Annotated in this window: 4 protein-coding genes; 1 reads left to right on the top strand and 3 read right to left on the bottom strand. The window is 70.4% G+C overall.

The window, feature by feature from the left end; genetic code table 11:
* Nucleotides 1-215: 215 nt before the first annotated feature.
* The 3 genes from VF468_08915 to VF468_08905 all read right to left on the bottom strand — a co-directional run bounded on the left by VF468_08915 (nucleotide 216) and on the right by VF468_08905 (nucleotide 5,819).
* The gene (locus VF468_08915) at nucleotides 216-1,343 is read right to left on the bottom strand and encodes an NAD(P)/FAD-dependent oxidoreductase (GenBank protein HEX5878428.1); all 1,128 of its coding nucleotides are present in this window, start codon (nucleotides 1,341-1,343) and stop codon (nucleotides 216-218) included.
* Nucleotides 1,340-3,175, bottom strand: coding sequence for a heavy metal-binding domain-containing protein (locus VF468_08910; GenBank protein HEX5878427.1), 1,836 nt, complete (start codon nucleotides 3,173-3,175; stop codon nucleotides 1,340-1,342). Before VF468_08910 ends, VF468_08915 begins: the two co-directional genes overlap by 4 nt.
* A 400-nt stretch (nucleotides 3,176-3,575) precedes the next feature.
* Entirely contained in the window at nucleotides 3,576-5,819 is a 2,244-nt protein-coding gene (locus VF468_08905; GenBank protein ID HEX5878426.1) for an alpha-amylase family glycosyl hydrolase, read from the bottom strand.
* 394 nt (nucleotides 5,820-6,213) lie between these two features.
* On the opposite strand from VF468_08905, the gene VF468_08900 reads away from it, so the two are divergent.
* On the top strand, nucleotides 6,214-6,431 hold a 218-nt coding region (locus tag VF468_08900; GenBank protein ID HEX5878425.1), incomplete at its 3' end, for a low temperature requirement protein A.

The raw sequence follows: 6,431 nt of genomic DNA, 5'->3' as shown, positions 1-6,431 counted from the left end.
ACCTCGTAGGGTCCGACCGCGTCGAGTGCGGTCATACCGTCGTAGAGGAACAGCGCGATCTCAGCCAAGACAAACCTCCTTCAGTCGCCGGCGACGCAGCGGTCCGACGGTGTCCACCAGCGTGACGTCTGGATGACGCGGCAACGCGATCGCCTTCGGCTCCTGGGTTGCCATCGTCTGCCCTCCGGTGCGAGGTGGTTGCGTGGGAGCCGTGGCTAGGTCGACGGCTCCTGGGTGGCGGGGATCGTGGCCGACCCGGCGGCTTGGTGGCGGGCGGCGATTCGGTCGGCGAGGTAGGCGGCGTCGTCGTGCACGAAGCCCAACAGGGCCGACCCGCGGGTGTGCTGCCAGGACAGGCCCAGGAAGTACAGGCCCGGGACCTCGGTCACGCCCCGCCGGTGCACCACATGGCCCTCCCGGACCACCCCGGGGATTCGGATCCAGCCATAGTCGGCGCGATACCCGGTCGCCCACACCACCACCCCCACGTCCTCCAGCAGGTGGTGGTCGCCGAAGCGGACGGTGCGACCCTCGGCGTCGACCAGCCGCGGCCGAAACCGCACCCCGGCCCGCTCCAGCCGGCGCCGGTTGGTCCCGATCACAAAGTCCCGGCGGCTCATCCGCCGACCGGGCCGGGAGCCGACGGTGACCCGCAGCAGACCCAGGCGGGTCAGCCACCAGAACAGGTCCCGGCCGGCCAGCCGCTGAGGCAGCATCGGACAGGTGGTGGCGATGGACAGGTCGACGGTGCGGGTGGCGGCCAGCTCCTCGGCGATCTGGAACCCCGAGTTCCCCCCGCCCACCACCAGCACCGGCCCCTCCGGGAGGGCCTGGGGGTTGCGGTAGGCGGCGCTGTGGAGCTGGGTCACCGAGGCGTCCAGCTTGGCGGCCGGTGGGGGGACGAAGGGGACCTGGAACGGGCCGGTGGCCACCACCACCCGCCGGGCCCGGTAGATGGTGTCGGCGGTCTGGACCTCGAAGTCGTCGGTCCTGACCAGCTGGGTGACGCGCGCGTTCAGCCGGACCGGCAGGTCGAAGGTGGCCGCATAGGTCTGCAGGTAGTCGGCCACCGGGTCCTTGGTCGGGTAGGTGTCGGCCGGGGCCGGGAACGCCAGGCCGGGCAGGGCGTCGTACTGGGCCGGGGTGAACAGCTTCAACGAGTCCCACCGCGAGCGCCAGACCTGCCCGAGCTCGGGGGCGGCCTCCAGGACCACGAACCGCAGGCCCTGGCGCTGAAGGTGCCAGGCCATGGCCAGCCCGGACTGGCTGCCCCCGACCACCACCACATCCAGCACCTCACCGCCGGCCGGGTCCTTCTGGGCCTCCTCGTGGGGGGCGGTCATGGGGCCACCGCCTGGTCGCGGGCCACGTTGAAGCTGAACATCATGCCGCTTTGCATGTGTTCGGCGATGTGGCAGTGGGCCATCCACAACCCGGGATTGCTGACGTCGAACAAGATGTCCACGACCTGGCCGGTGCGGACCAGGACGGTGTCCTTCCAGACCAGGTTGGGCTCAGGAACCTCGTCGCGGGCCAGGACCAGGAACCGCCCGGCGCCATGGAGGTGGAAGGGGTGGTGCATGGGATGGTCGGAGTCCATCTCGTTGACCAGCCGGATCTTGACCCGGTCGCCCACGGTGAACTGCCAGTCAATGGTCGGGCTGTCGGCCCCGCTGGTCCGGTCCAGGAACCTCCAGTGCATGGTCGCGGTGGTGGTGAGCCGGTTGACCTCGACCATGTCGTCTTCCCACTCGATCCCCTCGGCGGTGCCGTGCCCGTGGCCTTCGCCTTGGCCATGGTGGCCGTGGTCGGCAGCGTGGCCACCGTGGTCGTCCATCGCAGCGGCATCAGGGCCGGCCGCCGGCTTCGGGACCGACGCGGCCGCGAGCAGCTTCATCCCACACCTGGGACAGCGCCCGGGCTGGTCGCTGGTCACCTCGGGATGCATCGGGCAGACATAGCTGGTCGGGGCAGCGGTGGCCAGCAGCTTCATCCCGCACTTGGGGCAGCGCCCCGGCTCGTCGCTCACCACCTCCGGATGCATGGGACAGGCATAGGCCGGGGCCGCGGGTGCCTGGGTGGCGAGCAGCTTCATGCCGCACTTGGGGCAGCGGCCGGGCTCGGTACTGGTCACCTCGGGGTGCATCGGGCAGCCATAGACCACCGGCCCGGCACCGGCCGGCAGGGCCGCCGGGTCGTCCATCTGGGCGACCAGGGCCAGGACCTTGTCCGGCTCGGCGGCCAGCCACCGGTCCAACCCCTGGCGCTCGGCCACCAGCTCCGGGGCCCGCCGCAGCACCTCGAACTCTCCCGCCGCCGACGACGGCGCCTGCCCCTCACCCACCACCAGCGTGGCCAGCCGGTAGCTCCGGTCCGGGGTGTGATGCTCCAGGTGAAGCTCCCCGGGCCGCTCGACCAGCACATCGACCACCGCCCGCTCCGAGGGAGCCAACACCACCCCCTCGACCAACTCCTCTCGCTCGACCCGGCCGCTGTCCCCACCAACCAGCTTCATCCGGGCCCCCGGCAGGGTCAGGTTGAACACCCGGGTGTTGGCGGTGTTGGTCAGCCACAGTCGCACCACCTCCCCCGCCCCGGCTGACAGCCGCAGCTCCGGATCCCCGCCGATCAAAAACACGTTGCCGAAGCGGCCCATGGCCGCATAGCTGGTCTCGGTCGGACTGAACGGAGCGATCCGGCCCTCCTCGACCAGCAGGTCATCCACGGTGAGGATGAAGTCCCGGTCGGCCGGCGGCCAATAGCCGGGCTCGGCCGGGACAACCACGATGTTGCCGTACAGGCCCAGCTCCTGGGTGTAGTCCTCCCGGATGTGGGGGTGGTACCAGTACAACCCGGCATCGGGGAACTGGATCCGATAGCTGAACTCCCCCCCCACCGGGATCGGGGCCTGGGTCTCATGGGGGACCCCGTCATAGCGGTTCTCCAGCCGCAACCCATGCCAGTGCACGGTCGTGTCCAGATCCCCCTGGTTGATGACATGAACCACAATCTCGCTGCCCTGGGCGACCTTGAGGGTCGGACCCGGGACCGAACCGTTGTAGCCCAACATCCGCACCCTGGACTCGCCCAGCCGCTTGGCCACCGGCCCCACCCTCAGCTCCAGGGTGTCGCCAGCGGCCAACTCCAACAGCTCGGGCCGCCCAGCCTCAGCCAACCCCGACGGATCAGACGGGAAGGACTCGGCTGGCGTCGGTCGGTCGGGTCGAGTGTGGTGGTGCATGATCCTTGCCCTCCTGGTCGTGCCGGGGTCCCAGGGTTCTGAGCAGGGCCCGATTCGCCTCCATGCGGTGCGTTTCTTCTCCTGTGCTGCGGTTCCCTGGGATGGGGGCACCGTGTCACCGACCTACCGGCGACGCAAGAAAAGCAAGCGGTGCCGGCCGCTGACCTCGGCGTTGGTACGCACCGCAGCCTTGAGCGAGCTCACGTGGCATACGATGCGCCGGTTCGCGGCGGCCTTCGGCACCGGGTTCCGAGAGGTAAAGGTCGGCGACGAGATCCGCATCCACGGCCGCCCCTACGACCACCAACGCCACCCACCAATCGACATCAGTGATCTAGGGCGTTGTCCATTTGTAGATGAAGCCGCTCGAGCCGGGGAGGGTGAAGCTGGCGAAGCGGCCGTCGGTGCTGTGCAGGGCGGTCGGGTCGCGCGGGTCGTTGGTGCCATCGGGAGGCAGGTCGTCGACCCGGTCTATGTCGGCCAGCTTGACCCAGGCCCCCGGCCGGCCGAGTTCCAGGTCGACCTGTACGTCGAAACCCTCGAAGTTGAGCAGGACAGCCAGGGTGTCGGTGGGCCGGTCGTTGGGATGCGCGCGCCAGCCGACCGTGCGGCGGCCGCCGCCGTGCGATTCGTCCAGCCAGGGGCCGAGGATCCACTCGAACTGGCCGGCGGCGGCCGGGTCGAAGCCGCGCAGGCGCAGGCCCGGGTAGCGGCGGCGCAGGCGGACCAGCCGGCGGCACCACTGGTAGAAGCCGTGCTGGTCGAGGCTGGCCGGCCAGTCGACGGCGACCACGTTGCGTGGCCGTTCCAGATTGAACTCCTGGCCCATGTAGATCATCGGCTGACCCAGCGCGACCAGGGTGGCGAACATGCCGAGGCGGCCCTTGCGCTCCTTGGCCGCCGGGTTGTCCAGCCAGGGTGTGAACTGCAGCTCGTAGGGGACGCTCTGCTCGTCGTGGCTCTCACAGTAGTTGACGACGTTGTTGGTGTGGGCGGCGAAGCGGGAGCGGCTGAAGTAGAAGGTGTCGCCCAGGTTGTCGGTGCCGGCCGACTGGCCCTCGAACTGGCCCTCGCGCAGCAGCGCCTTGAGCTTGTCGTGGAACAGCTCCGACCACTGCCCGTAGCCGTTCCAACCTTCCAGGTTGAGGTCGCCCTGGTTGGGCAAGTTCTCGGCCACCAGCAGGACATCGGGCTTGCCGGTCTTGAGCTCCGCGGCCAGGCGGTGCAGGAAGCCGTGGTCCATGTAGTCGGTATGGGTCGCGTCCAGCCGGAAGCCGTCGACGTGGTACTCGCCGACCAGCATCCGACAGGAGTCGATGAGTAGGTTCTGGACGTCGGCCTTCTCGGTGGCGACCCGGTTGCCCCACGGGGTGGCGCCGTTGAAGTACAGGCCGCCGCCGGCGTCATCGGGCTGCTCGAGGATCAGGTCCCACAGCGGGTTGAAGTCGTTGCTGGTGTGGTTGAAGACCATATCGACCAGGAGCGCGAGGCCGCGGCCGTGGGCGGCGTCGACGAGCCGGCGGAGGTCGTCGGGACCGCCGAAGTCGCGCTCGACGGCGTGGTACAGCGACGGGTCGTAGCCGAGTGACTGGGGGCCCTGCATGCTCGGCACCTCGGCGAGCGGCATGAGCGACAGGGCCGTCACCCCGAGCGAGTCGAAGTAGCCGGTGCGGATGCGCTCGGTGATGCCGTCGAAGCGGCCCTGCTGGTCGGGCCGGATGTCGGGGTCGCCGTCGGTGAAGCCGTGCACCGATACCTCGTAGAGGATGAGGTCGGCCGGGTCCGGCGTGTGCCAGCCGCGGTCGCTCCAGGCGAACGTGGTCGGGTCGACCACCACGGCGTTGCTGCGCCGGTCGCCGGGCCCCAGCTGGCGGGCGTAGGGGTCGACCACCAGCCGGCCGCCGGCGGCGTCCTCGGGTGGGGTGCCGCCCTGCACCCAGAACCGGTACTCGTCGCCGGCGCCGGCCCGGTCGGTGACCGCAAGCCAGGTGTTCGCCGCCCCGAACCAGCCCCGGAACAGCTCGAGTTCGACGAACGCGTCGGGGTCCGGCCGCTGGTGGCCGGGATGCTGCCAGTCGTTGAAGCTGCCGGCCACGAACACGCGGGCCGCGGTCGGGTGGTAGAGCCCGAACAGCACCCGCCTGTCGGCAAGCAGGTTGGCCCCGAACCCGGACCGGCCGCCGGCGGACGGCAGCTCCAGCCCGGCCGGGAAACCGGGGTCGGCGGCCAGCCGCGCCAGGAGGTCCCCGGCCGGTTCGGGCTGGGGGTCGGCCGGGCGGACCGGGTAGACGAAGGCCCGGTCGCCCCGGCACCACACCTGGCCGGGGTCGAGGCCGCCGTCGGCCCGGACCAGCAGGCGGACGCGGCGGTCGTGGCCGTCGGTCTGGGCAGCGCCCGGGCTGGCCGTGAAGGTGAAGGTCAACTCCGGACGCACCAGCGACAGCTCCCACAGGGGGCCGAACTCGTCCGCGCCGGTTGGGACCAGGTCGACGGGGCTGGCGCCCGCATGCCACAGCCGCAGATGCGGCCGGGCCAGGCCGGCCAGGTTGTCGTAATGGATCGTGAGCCGGACGGCCATCGGCACCTCCTGTGGTCCTCTCGCGTGACGAGCATGGGGCCACGGCCCGAGCGGGAACCCTGCCGATGCGTCGTGTGGTGGAGCTGAGGGGATTTGGACCCTGACCCCCTACGAGTATCCCTCGACCGGCGCCACTATCTGCCAGCTCGCCCCAGTCTGCCGTGGCGCCGTGCAGCCGCGGCCCGCCGGTGAGGGTGGACTGGTGACAGCCTGTTTGCGCGGCCGGATAGGTGACCATCCACCAGACGGCACGCGAGGCTGTGCCGGCTGGAACCAGGCAGAAGGACAGTTGATGGCGCTGGACCGAGCCCAGGATGACGCTGACGAGCGTGACCAGGCCGCCGACCGACGCCAGCGAGCCGCCGGCCAGGACGATTAGCCGGGGTTGGCGCTGGTGAAGTGGTCTGGGTTGATCCGTCCGCCGCAGCTGCAGCACACCGACACGGACAGCGGGGACGAGCGCACGGCGACCTGGCTGGAGCTGTTCTTTGATCTGGCCTTCGTGCTGGTCGTCGCCGAGCTCGCGGTCGGGTTGCGCGACGACCGCACGCTTCACGGTGTCCTGGTGTTCGCTGGGTTGTTTAGCAGCGTGTGGTGGGCCTGGGCCGGCTT

The organism is Actinomycetota bacterium (assembly GCA_036280995.1).
In the GTDB taxonomy this organism is placed as follows: domain Bacteria; phylum Actinomycetota; class CALGFH01; order CALGFH01; family CALGFH01; genus CALGFH01.
Note: the sequence above shows the minus strand (reverse complement) of the source record. Positions and strands in the feature narration are given on the sequence as shown.

What these genes read in the sequence shown, in the direction of transcription:
- VF468_08915 (HEX5878428.1), bottom strand. Translation starts at nt 1,343, where the DNA reads ATGACCGCCCCCCACGAGGAGGCCCAGAAGGACCCGGCCGGCGGTGAG.
- VF468_08905 (HEX5878426.1), bottom strand. Translation starts at nt 5,819, where the DNA reads ATGGCCGTCCGGCTCACGATCCATTACGACAACCTGGCCGGCCTGGCC.